Raw genomic sequence first — 13,602 nt, forward strand, 5'->3', positions numbered from 1 at the left:
CGGTGCTTGCCGCGGGACGTCGGGCTGCGAGGGTCATCGTGATCCGCTGACGACGTACTTCGGGCGACGATCGACGGTGCCTTCCAGACGACGCGCGCCTAGTCGTACTCGGGGGAGCCGGGGACGAGGACGTCACCCTCGAAGCTGGCGGCGAGCAGACCTGCCGTGGGCGTGGCACGACTCTGGCGGCAACCGGGCGGCTCTGCCAAGACCGGCGGGGAGCATCAGACCCCTGATGCACGATGAAGGGCATGACACTCATCTTCAGCGGAATCGTCATCGACAGCGCCGACCCCGCCACCGTCGCGGACTTCTGGCAACAGGCCCTCGGCTGGTCCGGCCGCGGATCCGGAGATCGCGGCGAGGTCATCATCGAGGCGCAGGAGGGCGAGACCGTCTACGGCCCGCCCACCATCGTGTTCCAACCGGTCCCCGAGCCGCGGACCGTGAAGAACCGCGTCCACCTCGACTTCTACTCCGCCGACCAGGCCGCCGACGTCGCACGGCTCGAGGCGCTCGGCGCGACTCGCGTCGACGTGGGGCAAGGGCCGTCGCGCTCGTTCGTCGTCCTGGCGGACATCGAGGGGAACGAGTTCTGCGTATTGAGCGAGGAGTGAACCGATCGGTGGTGCCTTCCCGCGTCCGGGGTTCCATCGGGCGCACCCGGGTCGCTCCCGCAGCCCGCGCGCCTGTAGCTCAGGGGATAGAGCACCGCTCTCGAGCAGCCGACCTCGTGATTGGTCCCGAGGACGACGTAGGTCGGCGGGATCGCCGGAGCATGGCTCAAGCACTTGGTGGCTGGTGCGCCGCGGGTCCGAGGCGAGGAGGCGGCTCTGAGAACACTGGCATGCGCTCCATCGCCACCCAAGGCGCCTCCGAGAAGAGGTGGCCGTAGAGGTCCATCGTCATCGTCGCGGTGGCGTGGCCGAGGATCATCTGGACCGCCTTCACGTCAGCGCCGGCGGCGATGAGCAGCGAGGCCGCGGTGTGGCGGAGGTCGTGGATCGTCGTGCCCGCCAGGCCTACGGTCTGCGTCGTCTCTGTCCAGCGGGATCGAACCCGGAAGTTGGTGTTGGTCCATATCGCGCCCGTCGGGCTGGGGAACAGGTACGAGCCCGACGGCGCACTCTCGATCCGTTCCCGCACGTACGTCTCGAGCGTTGGCGGGACCGGCACGGTTCGGGTCTGGTGCGTCTTCGTCGGGCCGAAGACCGCGCCGCTGGTCTTCTTCGACTGCGGGGCGGCGCGGTGGATCCGGACGCCGAGGCCGTGCGGGGTCTGAACGACGTCGTCGACCCGGAGCGCGCACATCTCCGAGAACCGGCAGCCGGCCAGGCCGAGGAAGAGCACGACCGGCCGGCAGTTTGGCGGCATGGCGTCGGCGAGCTTGCCCAGCTGCTCCGCGCGCAGCCAGTGCGGCTCGCGTTTGGTCGTGCCCTTGGGGAGCGGGATCGAGCGGGCGACGTTGACGGAGACACGCCGGTCCCGGACGGCGTAGTCGAGCACCAGCCGGATGACGGACAGCACGCGCCGCCGGGTGGCCGTCGCCAGCCCGCGGACCGTCATCGCCGTGAGCACGCGCTCGACGTCCGTCGCGGAGATCACGGCGATCGGCAGGCGCCCGAGCACGGGGATGACGTAGGAGTCGAGCAGGAACCGCGTCGTCTCCTGACTCCGAACCGCGAGGTGTTGTCGCGAGCCCTGCCACTCCTCGGCGAGCGACCCGAACGACACCCGGCCGCGTGTCGGGTCGATCCAGGTGCCGCTCTGGAGCTTGACCAGCTGGTCGGCCTCCCAACGCTTGGCGTCGGTCTTCCGCGGGAACGACTTCTCGGCGATGACCCGGTGCTCGAAGAAGACCTTCGCGCGCCAGGTCACCTTGCCCGAGGGCAACGTCCGCCGGGTGACGGACATCAGCGTCGGCGCGGCTGCGCGGGCTCCCGATCGACCCACGAGGCCGGGATGAGGATGACGGTGCCGAGCCGGCCGCAGGGATCTGCTCGGTCTCGGCCAGGTGGTAGAGCGTCCGGACGGGCACCCCGAGGACGGCCGCCGCGTCCTTGACGCGGTAGTACTGCCGACGAGGGGTGATGGCGGGTGCGGTCGTGTCGGACTGCGTGGTTGTCGTCATGATCGTTCTCCTTGCGTGAGTTGACGGATCTTGCGGTCACCACCGCTCCAGCACAGGTCCATCGGGACTTGGGCTGGTCGGGGGCGTCAAGGGGCCGCGCGTGATCGGTGGACGCAGCGGCGGGATGGCGGGCTGTGGACGGGTCGTCGGCAACGGCGGCTCTGGGCTCTCCGGGTGATGGGTCGCCCAGGTCTCGGTGGCCGACGTCTCGGCGTGCGAACTGGCGAGGATGCGGTCGAGCAGCTCTCGAGGACCTCGGGTTCGCTGCTCGGCAGACAGTCCGGGTCGGGGCGGTCGGTGGCGACGTAGAGCCGGTTGAGGTGGCGGCCGCGGGTGACAGCGACATAGAGGTCTTCGCGGCCCATGCCGGCGGTGATGACGGTGTGGGTCTCGTCGACGGTCATGCCCTGGGACCGGGCAGTGGTGGTGGCGTAGCCGAGTTCGACGGACTCGGCGACGTACCCCGCGGGAAGGCTCAACGTCCCGCCAGCGGCGTCGCCGGCGGCCCGGACGCGCAGGCCGCCGTCGGGCAGCACGGCGGTGATCTGCCAGAGCTCACCGTTGCGGACGAACCCGTCGCTGGTGCGCAGCCGCCGGTTGTTGCGACGGGTCACGATGCGATCGCCGACGCCGCCGGTCAGTCCGTCGCTCAGTGTGATGCCGGTGGTGCGAACGTCGCCGGTGCGGACGCGTTCGGCACGGCTGCGGGCGTTGAGCTCGTTCACGGTCCGCCGATCCGCGGCCGCGAGCAGGACGACTCGGCCGTTCGCCTCGGCTCCAGCGGCCGCGGCGAGGGCGTCGTCGAGCATTTCGTCGTGGGTGCCGTGGCTGATCCGGCGGTGCCGGACGTAGGCGTCCAGGGCGGCCGGGCTGCCGTGGCGCAGCTCGAGGGTGGCGCGCGCTTCCCAGGGCTGGCTGAACCGCCACAGGGTGCGCAGCTCGGCGGTCGGCCCGCGGCGGGCGAGCATCCCGAACGCGCCGCCGGCGTCGACCGCTCCGCGTTGCAGGTGGTCCCCAACCAGCAGCACCTTCGCCTCGTCTGCGCCGGCTTGGTCGATCAACGCGGCCAACGTTCGGGTATCCGCCATCGAGGCCTCGTCGACAACCACCAGGTCCCCACGCCGGAACCGCCACTGCTCCTGATCGACGGCGAGCGCGTAGCGGCGCTCGTTCGCAGCGCGGCGATCCGAGTACGTGGCCGTCGGGTCGTCCACGGCGGCTGTGTAGGCGGCGTACCGCAACCTTCGTTGCATCGCTCCGTCACCGGTCGACTCGTAGATCCACTTGGCGGCGGTCTCGCACCGCGCACCGAGAGCTTCCGAGAGGGTCGAGGCGGCGCTGGCGGACGGGGCCAGACCGATGACCGCTCCGCGGGTACGCCGGCACTCATCGGCCAGGGCGCTCAGCGTGGTGGTCTTCCCGGTGCCAGCCGGGCCGACGAGCACGTCGAGCTGCCGCGGTGAGAGCAGCACAGCCTTGGCCGCCTCCCGTTGGTCGTCGGACAGGTGCGTCATGCGCCCGTCCGCGAGGCGGCTCGCCAGGGGATGGATGCCGAGCGGCACGATGGCTTCCGCGGCATCGAGCAGGGTGCGCTCGGCCTGAAGGAGTTCGAGCGACGTGTACGTCTCCTCCCCAACCCGACGGCGGGTCGGATCGGTGTCGTCGTCGAGGCGCACGCACGCCTGGCCGGCTTCGGTGACGATCGTGTTGGTGAGCCGGAGCCGGTCCTCGGGTGAGGCCATCCGTAGTTCGAGCGACGAGCGCAGCGCCGCAGCGCCGAGGTTCCAGGTCGACCAGACCGATCGGCGGCCCGAGACGTCCTCGAGGACCTGGGCGACGATCGCCGCGCGAACCTCCGGCCCCACATCGCCCGCCCGCAGAGGACGGCTGTAGCGGCCGGCCAGGGCGCGGGCTGCCAGGTCGACCGGCTCGATGCCTGTCAGGGGACGCGCCCGGTTGGCCCAGTCGGTCAGTAGCTCCTGCAGCGCACGGACCACCTTGGGCGGCCGAGTCTCGCGAGTCAGATGCTGGCGCGCCTTCGTCGTCTCCACACGCGAAGGCGCCCGTCCCCGCTGCTCAGCGAACTCCTCGGCCCACCGCTGCTCCGCGCAGTGGATCTGCTCCGACCGACCAGAGAACTCCGCCAGCAGGTTCTCGCTGACGCCATCGACCTCGAAGGCGGGATTGCGGCGCTCCCCGCGGGCACGCGACGACCACGTCGCGCCCAGTCGCCGCGAGACCTCGTCGGCGAGCAACGCGTCGTACAGCTCGGAGACGGTCACCACCGCGGCATGCAACGTCCGGCCGTCCACGGACCGCCACGCGCCGTCGGGTCCCTGGACTTTGTTCGCGACGACGACATGCGTGTGCAGGTTCGGATCGCCGACGCGGGAGTCCCAGTGGTCGAACGTGGCGGCGACCATGCCGCGCGTCCGGACCTGCCGGCAGCCAGCCGCGCCGACCCTCGTCCGGATCACCGAGTGCTCCACGAACTTCAGGGCCGAGGTCAGGGCGGCGCGGTGCGCGTCGTAGAGAGCGGTCCGCGTCCGGTCGTCGGCCAAGCCCCAGAGGATCGAGACCGACTTCGGCGCCGTGAAGGTCAGGTCGTACCCGGCGACGGTGTGCCGGCCCTCGCCGGGCACGATCTGTTTGTAGGGCGTGCCCAACGGCTCGACGGTGATCGGGTCGCACCCGTCGCGGAAGACCGCCGTCATCGCGGCCTCGGACACAGCCGTGCCCGCCCTGAGTCGCCCGTCGCCGAGGGTGTTCAGACCACCGCCGATCCACCGGCCCGGCGGATTGCCCGTCTGCTCGTAGTACGTGGTGAGCGAGTCGCCGGCGGACAACCCTGCGTCGCCGGCCGCGACGTGCCTCGTCAGGTATGCGTACCCGTCGCCGACAGTCAGTTTGTGCGTCGACAGCACCGCGAGCACCTCCCGTGGGAGCAGCTCGTGCGAGTGCTCCCACGTGTAGGTGCGCCAGAAAGTGTGTAAGACGCGACGGCAATTTCGCCGGCGTGTAACCAGTGCCGCAAGTGCGACGAGTGCAGGCTCCGAGCCTGCCTGACGCCGAGTACTGCGGAAGGCGGTAGGCGCAGCAGGCGCAGGGCGATGCTGGATCCGCTGGGCGGTAACGAGTTCCGATGCAGCGTCAGCCAACGCTCGGACCGCGGCTGCGCACCGCCACGACCATCGCGGGGCCGGCTCGTGGAGGAGGAGACGACGGATGGCGGGTCGCCGACATGGAAGGAAACGGAAGGATGATCGTCAGCTGGGCATGAGTTCCCCGGGCTGAGGTCGGCGTCCTGGTCGGCGGCTCCGCGAGCTCCGCGCTTGAGTGAGGCGTACGTCAGGATGGGCGGCATGACGGTACTGGACCGCGAGGGGCGCTCATCGCTGCACTACTTCGCACTCGAGGGAGACGCGGAGGCGGTTCGACGAGCCGTCGCGGCGGAGGCCGACGTAAACCTCCAAGACAAGAGCGGCTACACGCCCCTGCACTTCGCGGCGCAACAGGTTCAGATCGAGGCTGCCGAGGCGCTCCTTGCCATGGGAGCGCGCGTCGATCTGGAGGACCGACACGGGAACCAGCCGCTATGGACCGCGGTGTTCAACTCCCGCGGTGATGGGCGCCTCGTCCAAATGCTCCTGGAGCACGGCTCCGACCCGGACCATCGCAATAGGGCAGGCAAGACTCCCGTCGAGCTCGCCGAACTCATCGCCACCGCCCCCGTGGCCCAGTTGTTCGACGACGCCAAACCCGCGTGACCGACGACGACTCGCGGTCAACAGCTGACGACCGTGTGCCCTGAGGCGCGAGAGGCGTACCTCGCCTGCCGGCCCGATAGATCACAGCGTCGACTCTTCTTGCACGTGTGCCCGAGCACGTGGGTCGTGTCTGCCTGACCGATCGTGCATGACGGCGCCTAGTGCCGGAGCGCTCGAACGGCGGCATGGCGTTCTGCGGTTATTGACGAGCAATAGCGACCACTGTCGACGTTGGGTGGGTCGACCGATCTGCAGCGATGCGCGTCGTCGCAAGCGGGTGCCTCGCGGTCCGCGATACTTCGCACATGGCGCTCTCCGTGGACACTCTTGTCGACGAGTTCGGTCGTGCGGCTGAGATCGGCAACGCTGTGATCTTCGTTGGCGCCGGTCTCTCGCGTGCCGTTCGTCTGCCCGACTGGGCTGAACTCCTCGCCGCACCCGCGCGCACCGCCAACGTGCCGATGGGCAATGACCTACCGCTTGTCGCCGAATACATCGTGCAGACGGGTGATGTGAGTCGGGATCAACTTGAGTCGGCGATCCGCGAGCAGATCCTTGCGGTCGGGGCCGTGCCCGGCCCAGCGCACATCGACCTGGCTCGGCTGCCGGTCGATCAGATCTGGACCACGAACTACGACCAGTTGATCGAGATCGCCTGCGGAAGCGCCGTCGTCATCGAGAACGAGGATGACGGCGCACAAATCGGCGCGGCTCGGCGTTGCGTTATCAAGATGCACGGATCGCTTTCCGAGACGGGATGGGCGCGTACGCCCGTGATCACCCGGCGAGACTACGAGGAGTACCAGCAGGAGCACCGGAGGATGTGGGCACTGCTAAAGGCCGCCTACCTCAGCCGAACCATGCTGTTTGTTGGGTTCAGCTTTACGGACCCCAACATCGAGATCTTGTTACGGCTCGCGCGAACTCTTGGCACTGCGGTCGGCGACCGACACATGACGGTGATGCGGCGCCCAGCGGCAACCGATAACGACGAGCTTCGCGCACACAACCTTCGCGTGAGCGACCTCGAAGACTCCGGCGTCCGTGTGCATGAGGTTGGCGACTATGTCGAACTTGACCTGCTCTTCTCAGCCCTCGTGCGGCGAACCCGACCACAGCGGCTGTTCGTATCCGGGAGCTTCGAAAGGGGGAATCCGACCGCGATCGGCCGCCAGGCTTGCGCAGCGCTGGCCGACCAGGTCGCTCAGCGTGGTGATTGGACCTTCGTATCCATGGCAGGTCCGGCCGGCTGGCACTTGAGCCAGCAGGTAGGCGAGCATCGACGCGCGGAGAAGTCCTACCGTGCGAGTGACTTCGAGTTCAACTTCCGCTCGTCGACAGCACCGGCCGAAGCCGCGGAAGAGCGCCTGGGTACGTTCGTCTACCACGCCCTTGAACGCGAAGAGTTGGTACCTGAATTGCTCTCCGAGTGCCGAGCGATGGTGCTGATTGGTGGCCGCGCGAACACGAAGGACGAGATTGCTTGGGCACGCGCCGCGGGGGTAGGCATCGTGCCGTTCGCCAGTGCCGGTGGAGCGGCCGCCGAGTACTGGAGAGACGTGGAGGATGCCCCACCTGACCTAGGCGGCAGACCGGTCGACCCAGCCGTCTGGGAGCGGCTCAACGATCCGAATCTTGGCGTGGCCGCGCGCGCAGCGAGCAGGCTGCTCGATCAGGCGATGTACTTCCGCGACTGAGCAGGATGGTGAGGCACGAAGACGTAGCTGTCAGGGGTGTCGTCTACCGTTCAAGTATGGAAACCGTCGGTCTGGCCGCACTGGTGCTCGCAGCGCTAGAGGTAGCCCCCGCCGACCCCGCAGATCTCACCCGCATCCTTCGCGATCACGGCCAGTTGCACGATTTGACCTCGGGTCTCATCACGCCGAACAGTTCACCTCTGACCCGGTACCTCGTCGAAGCTGTTGATCCCGATCGGGTTCTGCACTGGCGTGACCGGCTGGATCGAGAGGTGGAAGGCCAGAGCGCCTACCGGCTCCTAGTGGCAGGCAACGACGACTATCCGGCCCGGTTGGCGACCGTTTGGGACGCGCCCCCAGTCCTCTTCGCTCGAGGGGAGGTGGCGGACGACCGCGCTCCCGCTGCGGCGATCATTGGATCGCGCGACGCCGACGCGACCACTCTGAAGGCGGCGTCAGACATCGCCCGAGTCCTCGCCGCTGATGGCGCCGACATCGTCTCGGGTCTTGCTCTGGGCGTGGACGGGGCAGCCCACCGCGGGGCGCTGCTTGCCGGACGCACTACGGCGGTACTTGGTACAGGCATCCTTGACATCTATCCGAGCGCGCACGCGAGCCTTGCTGAGGATGTCGTGCGTCAAGGGGCTCTGATATCGCAATTCCCTCCAAACGCACCACGAACGGGAACAAGCTTCTTGGTCCGGAACGCGACGATCGCGGCCCTATCCGATGTCTTTGTCGTCATGGACGCCTCCGAGCGCTCCGGCAGTCGGCAGGCGCTAACTCGCGCCCTGGAGTACGGACGACCCTGCGTAATGTGGCGTCCCACTTTGGGTCGCTTGCCGTGGGCGACTGAACTCGCCTCGACTGGCGCCGCCCGGTTCTTCGACGAAGCTCACGATGTGCAAGAAATTCTTCACACGGTGCCTGCGTGATCGACGCCGTCCTGCGCAACGAGTTGGCCGTGGTGGACGCGAACCGGCCCGGGACGTGCATTTTCTGCCACACATGGGTCTCCAACGTGCAAACTCGCTGTGAGAACTGCGACGAAGTTGCAGCAGTAATCGGAGCGGATCCCATCGCCGCGTCATTCGTGACGCTGTACACCAAACCATCAGCGTTGCGGAACTGGCTTACGCAATACAAGGCGCGGCCAGGCGATGTTGACCAGTACGATCCGGCTGCCGCGCCATTGCTCCGCCAGGTCCTCCAAGGCTTCGTCGACCACCATTGGCGCGCAATTCGATCCGTTCTCGAACCGCTGGACGCCATATTGATCGTTCCGTCCACCGACCGCACGCCGCCGCACCCCCTCGAACGCATTGTCGCCGAAGTTGACCTCGGAATCCCCGTTATGGCTTCGCTGAGCCGCACGAGCGAGCCGATTGGGTATCGCACTGCGAATCCGAACGCGTACAAGCTTGCCGACACATCCGCCGGCGCCCGCATCTATCTAATCGACGATGTGTATACGACTGGCGCCCACCTCAACTCTGCTGCCGAAGCCATTCGTCTTGGGGGCGGGCACGTTGCTGGCGCACTTGTCCTGGCGCGCCGCATCAACCCGGATTACCACGCTGCCGCACGGGCTCTATGGGACGACGCCCGGAGCGGGCCATTCACTTGGGCAGACGGGCCGTTCGTGGCGGAGTCAGCATCTTGACCCGCGCCAAAGAAGATGACGCCACAACGCTTGTCGCGGTGCTGCCAGCCCTACTACGCGCAGCAGGCGTCAGCAGTGTTGAGGTCGAGGTGATCTCAAGACCGGCCTCGTTCCGCGGCGGTGACGTTGGTCCGGAGGCGCAGACGATCACACGAGCAGCTCGTGCACGTTCCCGCGAAGCCGGGTTCGGGTTTTGGGAGTTTGTGTTGCAGGACATGTCGCAAGTCAGCCAGCAGACTCGAGAGGCGTTGATTGCTGGTGCGCTGCGGCATGACACGGCAGGGTCCAAAGAGTTGCACATCATGAGTGTCGACGAGTTGGAGGATGCTCTTGCCGACCGGCGGTGGGCCGACATGGCAGCCCGCACGGTTGTCAGCCTGTGTTCCCGACTACCTCAGAATCCCGGTGCCCTCCACGTCCCAATGTTGGATCTCGCCATCAGAGACGCGGGTGCCCTCACGGCACAAGTCGCCGGTGACGCGTTGTCTGCCCTCGGCGTTAATGGCATATTGTTGGCCTCCGGGAATTCGTATCATTTTGTCGGCGAAAGATTGCTTGACGACGTCGACCTGGTCCAATTTCTGGCTCACGCACAACTGCTTTCGCCCATCGTCGACGCCCGCTGGGTCTCACATGCCCTCATTGATGGCGAATGCCGATTGCGGATCTCAACCGACGTTGAACGCCATACCCGTGAGACTCGCCTTGTGGCCCGAATTGGTCGCCGCGGATAGCGTCGTTCGCTCAGGGCGCGCCCAAAGTTGGATTGAAGTCGCGTCGTAGGAACGACCATCCGACGCGAATTACTGGGCTCGCTAGTGCCACCATGTGATTCGTCTATTGAGACCGTATCGCAGCGGGGAGAGGCGCGTCGCCTTCTCGGGTTTCAGATCGAGTTGGCGGGGCGGGCCGGCGCGATATGCGAGCATCTTCGGCTCGGCACTACGGGATTGCCCCGCGGGCAGGAGTAGGCGCGCCAGGGAAGCTGTTTGCCACGCTCATCGCCGCCCTAGGCGCGAGCCCGCCTAGGGCGGCGACTTTTGCGGCGTCCCGGGGTTCGGGTCCGCGCGGATATCCACTCCGACATTCTGATGCCGCCCTCCATCACGAAGGGCAGCCCGACACCTAGCAGGATGCCTCCTACAAAGCCTCTCACGGCTCGCTCGTCGAGCGCCCCCTGATCAACAAGCGTCGCCGACGCGGTGATGCTGGAGTCCGACCCCCAGACGAGCGATGTGTCGGATATGAGGGCGTCGTCTGGGATGACCGACGTCAGTGAGAGATTGCTCGTAACCGCCACGCTCGCGTCGGCGGTGTTCCAGGCAAATGTGGGCACGTACCACGAGCCGGGCACTGGTAGATCGGGGCGCGGATTCGGGAAGCCGACGGCAACTAGAAAGTCGCCTCCCAGTCGAGGCATGCGCACGGTCGTTCGGTCATCGGTGGCAACGACCATCGGGGACCCCGGCTTCCCTCGAATCTCGACCCAGTCGCTGCCGTCGCCGGTGAACCACTGAGCTTCACTGCCGTTGTAGTCGCCAACGGCACTGGGCGCCGTCGGCTCGACGTCATCTCCCGGTCCCCAGGTCGTGGCGTCCGTCAAGCGTGCGTCCCCATCGAGGGCTAGGAGCCACCTGACGCCGGGTCCGGGTGGTGAGTAAGAGCGCCCTTCGCCCCATCCGATTGTGAATGCTAGATATCCGACTTGGTCGTCTGAAAACGCTCGACCCTGGTCGACGACGGTCGCGGTGAGCCACGGGCTGGCGTCGGGGTCGCTCGTCCACAGCACGGCGTTGCCCGAGAAGCTCGAACTGTTGTGCTTCGCAAGCGCAGGGAGCGCGAGCCACAGTCCGGCGACGATAGAGAGGATTCCGGCCACCAGCAGAATTACAGCGATGCTCGGGACGTCCGCCCGTGGGCGCGACCTCTGCTCGAGCCGCACTGCCGGTCGGACCGGGCGTACGCGGGACCTGCTCGCCTTGCGCAATTCTGGGTGAGTGGGGCGCGTAGTGCGCCGCATGATCGGCCTCCCGCGCCTCAGTGGGCTCCCGTGCGATCGCCCGGTCAGACATGACTACTCTCGCCATATCGCGACGCCGATGGCGTCGGCGGAGGTCGCAGGCACCAAACCTGAACCGGGGCCAAATCTATGGGCAACCCCCGTCGGGAGTCGGCGAATCGGAAGCCGAATCGACCTCCGACTCAAGCGAGCAGTCCGCGCCGTGGGCGGGCGGAGCGAGACCACATCAAACTGGGTGTGGTCAGCGTGTGGTCAGCGGCACGCTCGGAACGGTGTCATTTCTTGAACTACTGACGTGTATTTCCGCAGTTCAGCGCGCTGGGACCAGGCTGGGGTCGAACTCCTAAAGCGGGTGTCGGCATTTGAATCTGCCCAGGCGCACGGTGTTGGTCGAGGTCCGCGGCCGGGAGGCTGCAGCCGATGGGCCCCGCCGCGGCGCTCGCGGGACCTCGCGGTCATCAGAGCGCTGATGCGGTGCGTCGCCCCACGTCAGCCTGGCATTCGACGAGTGAGCCGGGCTCTTGCTTGTCTGTACCGTGGTGTGCGTTCGCGCCCGACAGGGGCACGACGTTCAGAGGAGGCCCGTGGTGGAGACCGCCGCCATTTTCGCATGGACCCTGCAGAAGGAGATCCCGGTACCTGACGACGTGCAGCCGCTCCTCGTGGAGGGTGAGACAACGGTGGCGTCCTTCAAGACATTCCGTGACTCGGCGACGTTCACGACGAAGCGCCTTATCGTCAGGGATGCGCAGGGCATCACCGGTAAGAAGGTCGAGATCTACTCGCTCCCCTACAGCTCGATCGAGATGTGGTCTTCGGAGAACGCAGGCGGGATGCTCGACCGCGATGCCGAGATCGAGTTGTGGACCAAGGCCGGCCACATCAAGGTGAAGCTCACCAAGGGAGCCGACATCCGTCGCATCGACAGCCTCCTCGCCTGGGCGGTCCTCAGGAGTCACTGACGGCGAGGTGGCCGGAGTCCGAGCTGTTCGCGCGTAGCCAGTGCGCGGCTGGCGCTTGGTCGGAGCGGGGATGCCAGCGGCGTCCATGGCCCGGCCAGACTGATCACCATCCGGAAGGAGACTGACCGGAATGGATTCTACGGTGAAGGGCATGGCCGAGAACGGAACGGACTGGCGGGTAGTCGATGGCGTTGCGACGGCATGGTTCGACGCGCCTTCGCTGATCGCCGGGGCCGCACTGGCCGGGCGCATCGTGGAGGTGTCGGCCGAGGTCCTGGTCGACGTGCGCGCGACAGGCGTCCGGGTGCGTCTCGACTCAGACGAGCACGCGGAGGCAGTGTCGGCGGCCGCGCGCGATCTCGGGCTGGCCGCGAACCCTGCCGTGCTGCAGCATCTGAGCGTCGTGCTCGAATCCGCGAGCCCGTCTGCGGTAAGGCCGTTCTGGCAGAGCGCGCTTGACTACGCGACAGCGAATGACGGCGACCTGGCGGATCCGTTCCAGCGCGACCCCACGATACGGATCCGGCATTCGACCGAACGACGGCCATTGCGCAACCGCATCCACCTCGACGTGGTGCGGCCGGCCGCGGCGGTCGAGCAGGCGAGCCTTGGTGAGGCATTCGGAGTGTTCGGGGTCTGTCACTCCGATCCTGACGGCAACGAGGTCGACCTGGTGCCGGGCGACGCACTCAGCGAGAAGGCCGGGACCTCCGACTGGCAGGCGGTGTTCAGCGCGATCGCGTACTACCGCATCACCTCGCCGACGCAGCAGCGTGACCTGGCCGCTGCAGCAGCGGCGCTGGCCGACGACGCGGGTTTCCCGCTGCTGGTCGACCTGCGCCCCGGGCTCGTGATCGTCGACAGCGGCAAGGATCAGTGGGAGGACGACGCCCATGGTCTCGAGCTCGACTTCGCCGCACTCGCCGGAGACCTCCAGACCGCTGCCCGCGAGCTTGGTGCCACTGCGGATCCGGGGCTGTCGCGCTTCGCTCAGCTCGTCTTCGACGCCGCCGACGTCGCCGCGGTCCGCGCGTTCTGGGTTGCCGCACTGGGATACACCCCCGACCGGCGAGCCTGGGTCATCGACATCTACGATCCGCGGCGGCTGAACCCCGTGCTGATGTTCCAAGAGATCGACACGTCGGAGACGGAGCGGCGCCGGCAGCGCAACCGCATCCACGTCGAGCTCGCTGTGCCGTCGGACCTCGCGCTGGAGCGCCTCGCCACGACCGTCGCAGCCGGTGGCCGGCTCCTTGACGAGTCAGAGAATCGTTGGCGGGTCGCCGACCCCGAAGGCAACGAACTGGTGATCGTCAGCGGGCCATGAGCTCGCTGCGTTCCGCAAAGATCAGCCACCAATCC

The 13,602-nt window shown here is 67.3% G+C and carries 11 protein-coding genes; 8 read left to right on the plus strand and 3 right to left on the minus strand.

Annotated elements, in window-relative coordinates; translation table 11 throughout:
• Positions 1–251 precede the first annotated feature (251 nt).
• Positions 252–617 (plus strand): VOC family protein, encoded by a 366-nt coding sequence (locus tag AC1DPN_RS08210; protein WP_477084241.1) that lies wholly within the window; start codon positions 252–254, stop codon positions 615–617.
• A gap of 166 nt (positions 618–783) precedes the next feature.
• Here the strand turns inward: AC1DPN_RS08210 and AC1DPN_RS08215 are convergent, their stop codons facing one another.
• Together AC1DPN_RS08215 and mobF are read right to left on the minus strand one after the other, a co-directional pair.
• A complete protein-coding gene (locus tag AC1DPN_RS08215; RefSeq protein WP_477084242.1) occupies positions 784–1,914 on the minus strand; it encodes a tyrosine-type recombinase/integrase in 1,131 nt (376 codons plus the stop codon).
• A 303-nt stretch (positions 1,915–2,217) separates the two neighbouring features.
• Positions 2,218–5,055, minus strand: coding sequence for a MobF family relaxase (gene mobF, locus AC1DPN_RS08220; RefSeq protein ID WP_477084243.1), 2,838 nt, complete (start codon positions 5,053–5,055; stop codon positions 2,218–2,220).
• 438 nt (positions 5,056–5,493) lie between these two features.
• Between mobF and AC1DPN_RS08225 the strand changes: the two genes are divergently transcribed.
• The 5 genes from AC1DPN_RS08225 to AC1DPN_RS08245 all read left to right on the plus strand — a co-directional run bounded on the left by AC1DPN_RS08225 (position 5,494) and on the right by AC1DPN_RS08245 (position 9,992).
• Positions 5,494–5,898, plus strand: a complete 405-nt coding sequence (locus AC1DPN_RS08225) for an ankyrin repeat domain-containing protein (protein ID WP_477084244.1) — start codon at positions 5,494–5,496, stop codon at positions 5,896–5,898.
• 305 nt (positions 5,899–6,203) lie between these two features.
• Positions 6,204–7,595, plus strand: coding sequence for an SIR2 family protein (locus AC1DPN_RS08230; RefSeq protein ID WP_477084245.1), 1,392 nt, complete (start codon positions 6,204–6,206; stop codon positions 7,593–7,595).
• 56 nt (positions 7,596–7,651) lie between these two features.
• The gene (locus AC1DPN_RS08235) at positions 7,652–8,530 is read left to right on the plus strand and encodes a DNA-processing protein DprA (RefSeq protein WP_477084246.1); all 879 of its coding nucleotides are present in this window, start codon (positions 7,652–7,654) and stop codon (positions 8,528–8,530) included.
• The gene (locus AC1DPN_RS08240) at positions 8,527–9,258 is read left to right on the plus strand and encodes a ComF family protein (RefSeq protein ID WP_477084247.1); all 732 of its coding nucleotides are present in this window, start codon (positions 8,527–8,529) and stop codon (positions 9,256–9,258) included. Before AC1DPN_RS08235 ends, AC1DPN_RS08240 begins: the two co-directional genes overlap by 4 nt.
• Positions 9,255–9,992, plus strand: a complete 738-nt coding sequence (locus AC1DPN_RS08245; RefSeq protein WP_477084248.1) for a primase 1D-like protein — start codon at positions 9,255–9,257, stop codon at positions 9,990–9,992. The genes AC1DPN_RS08240 and AC1DPN_RS08245 overlap by 4 nt, the downstream gene beginning before the upstream one ends.
• Before the next feature lie 275 nt (positions 9,993–10,267).
• Here the strand turns inward: AC1DPN_RS08245 and AC1DPN_RS08250 are convergent, their stop codons facing one another.
• Positions 10,268–11,137, minus strand: a complete 870-nt coding sequence (locus AC1DPN_RS08250) for a hypothetical protein (RefSeq protein ID WP_477084249.1) — start codon at positions 11,135–11,137, stop codon at positions 10,268–10,270.
• 728 nt (positions 11,138–11,865) lie between these two features.
• Between AC1DPN_RS08250 and AC1DPN_RS08255 the strand changes: the two genes are divergently transcribed.
• Together AC1DPN_RS08255 and AC1DPN_RS08260 are read left to right on the plus strand one after the other, a co-directional pair.
• Positions 11,866–12,240 (plus strand): PH domain-containing protein, encoded by a 375-nt coding sequence (locus AC1DPN_RS08255; RefSeq protein ID WP_477084591.1) that lies wholly within the window; start codon positions 11,866–11,868, stop codon positions 12,238–12,240.
• A gap of 151 nt (positions 12,241–12,391) precedes the next feature.
• Complete coding sequence (locus tag AC1DPN_RS08260; protein WP_477084250.1) at positions 12,392–13,567, plus strand: VOC family protein; 1,176 nt, start codon at positions 12,392–12,394, stop codon at positions 13,565–13,567.
• Positions 13,568–13,602: the final 35 nt, after the last annotated feature.

This window comes from Cellulomonas sp. P4_H4, assembly GCF_056400865.1.

Excerpts from the sequence above, each read along its gene's own strand:
- AC1DPN_RS08235 (WP_477084246.1), top strand. The coding sequence starts at position 7,652 with ATGGAAACCGTCGGTCTGGCCGCACTGGTGCTCGCAGCGCTAGAGGTA.
- AC1DPN_RS08230 (WP_477084245.1), top strand. The coding sequence starts at position 6,204 with ATGGCGCTCTCCGTGGACACTCTTGTCGACGAGTTCGGTCGTGCGGCT.
- AC1DPN_RS08215 (WP_477084242.1), bottom strand. The coding sequence starts at position 1,914 with ATGTCCGTCACCCGGCGGACGTTGCCCTCGGGCAAGGTGACCTGGCGC.
- AC1DPN_RS08260 (WP_477084250.1), top strand. The coding sequence starts at position 12,392 with ATGGCCGAGAACGGAACGGACTGGCGGGTAGTCGATGGCGTTGCGACG.
- AC1DPN_RS08225 (WP_477084244.1), top strand. The coding sequence starts at position 5,494 with ATGACGGTACTGGACCGCGAGGGGCGCTCATCGCTGCACTACTTCGCA.
- AC1DPN_RS08210 (WP_477084241.1), top strand. The coding sequence starts at position 252 with ATGACACTCATCTTCAGCGGAATCGTCATCGACAGCGCCGACCCCGCC.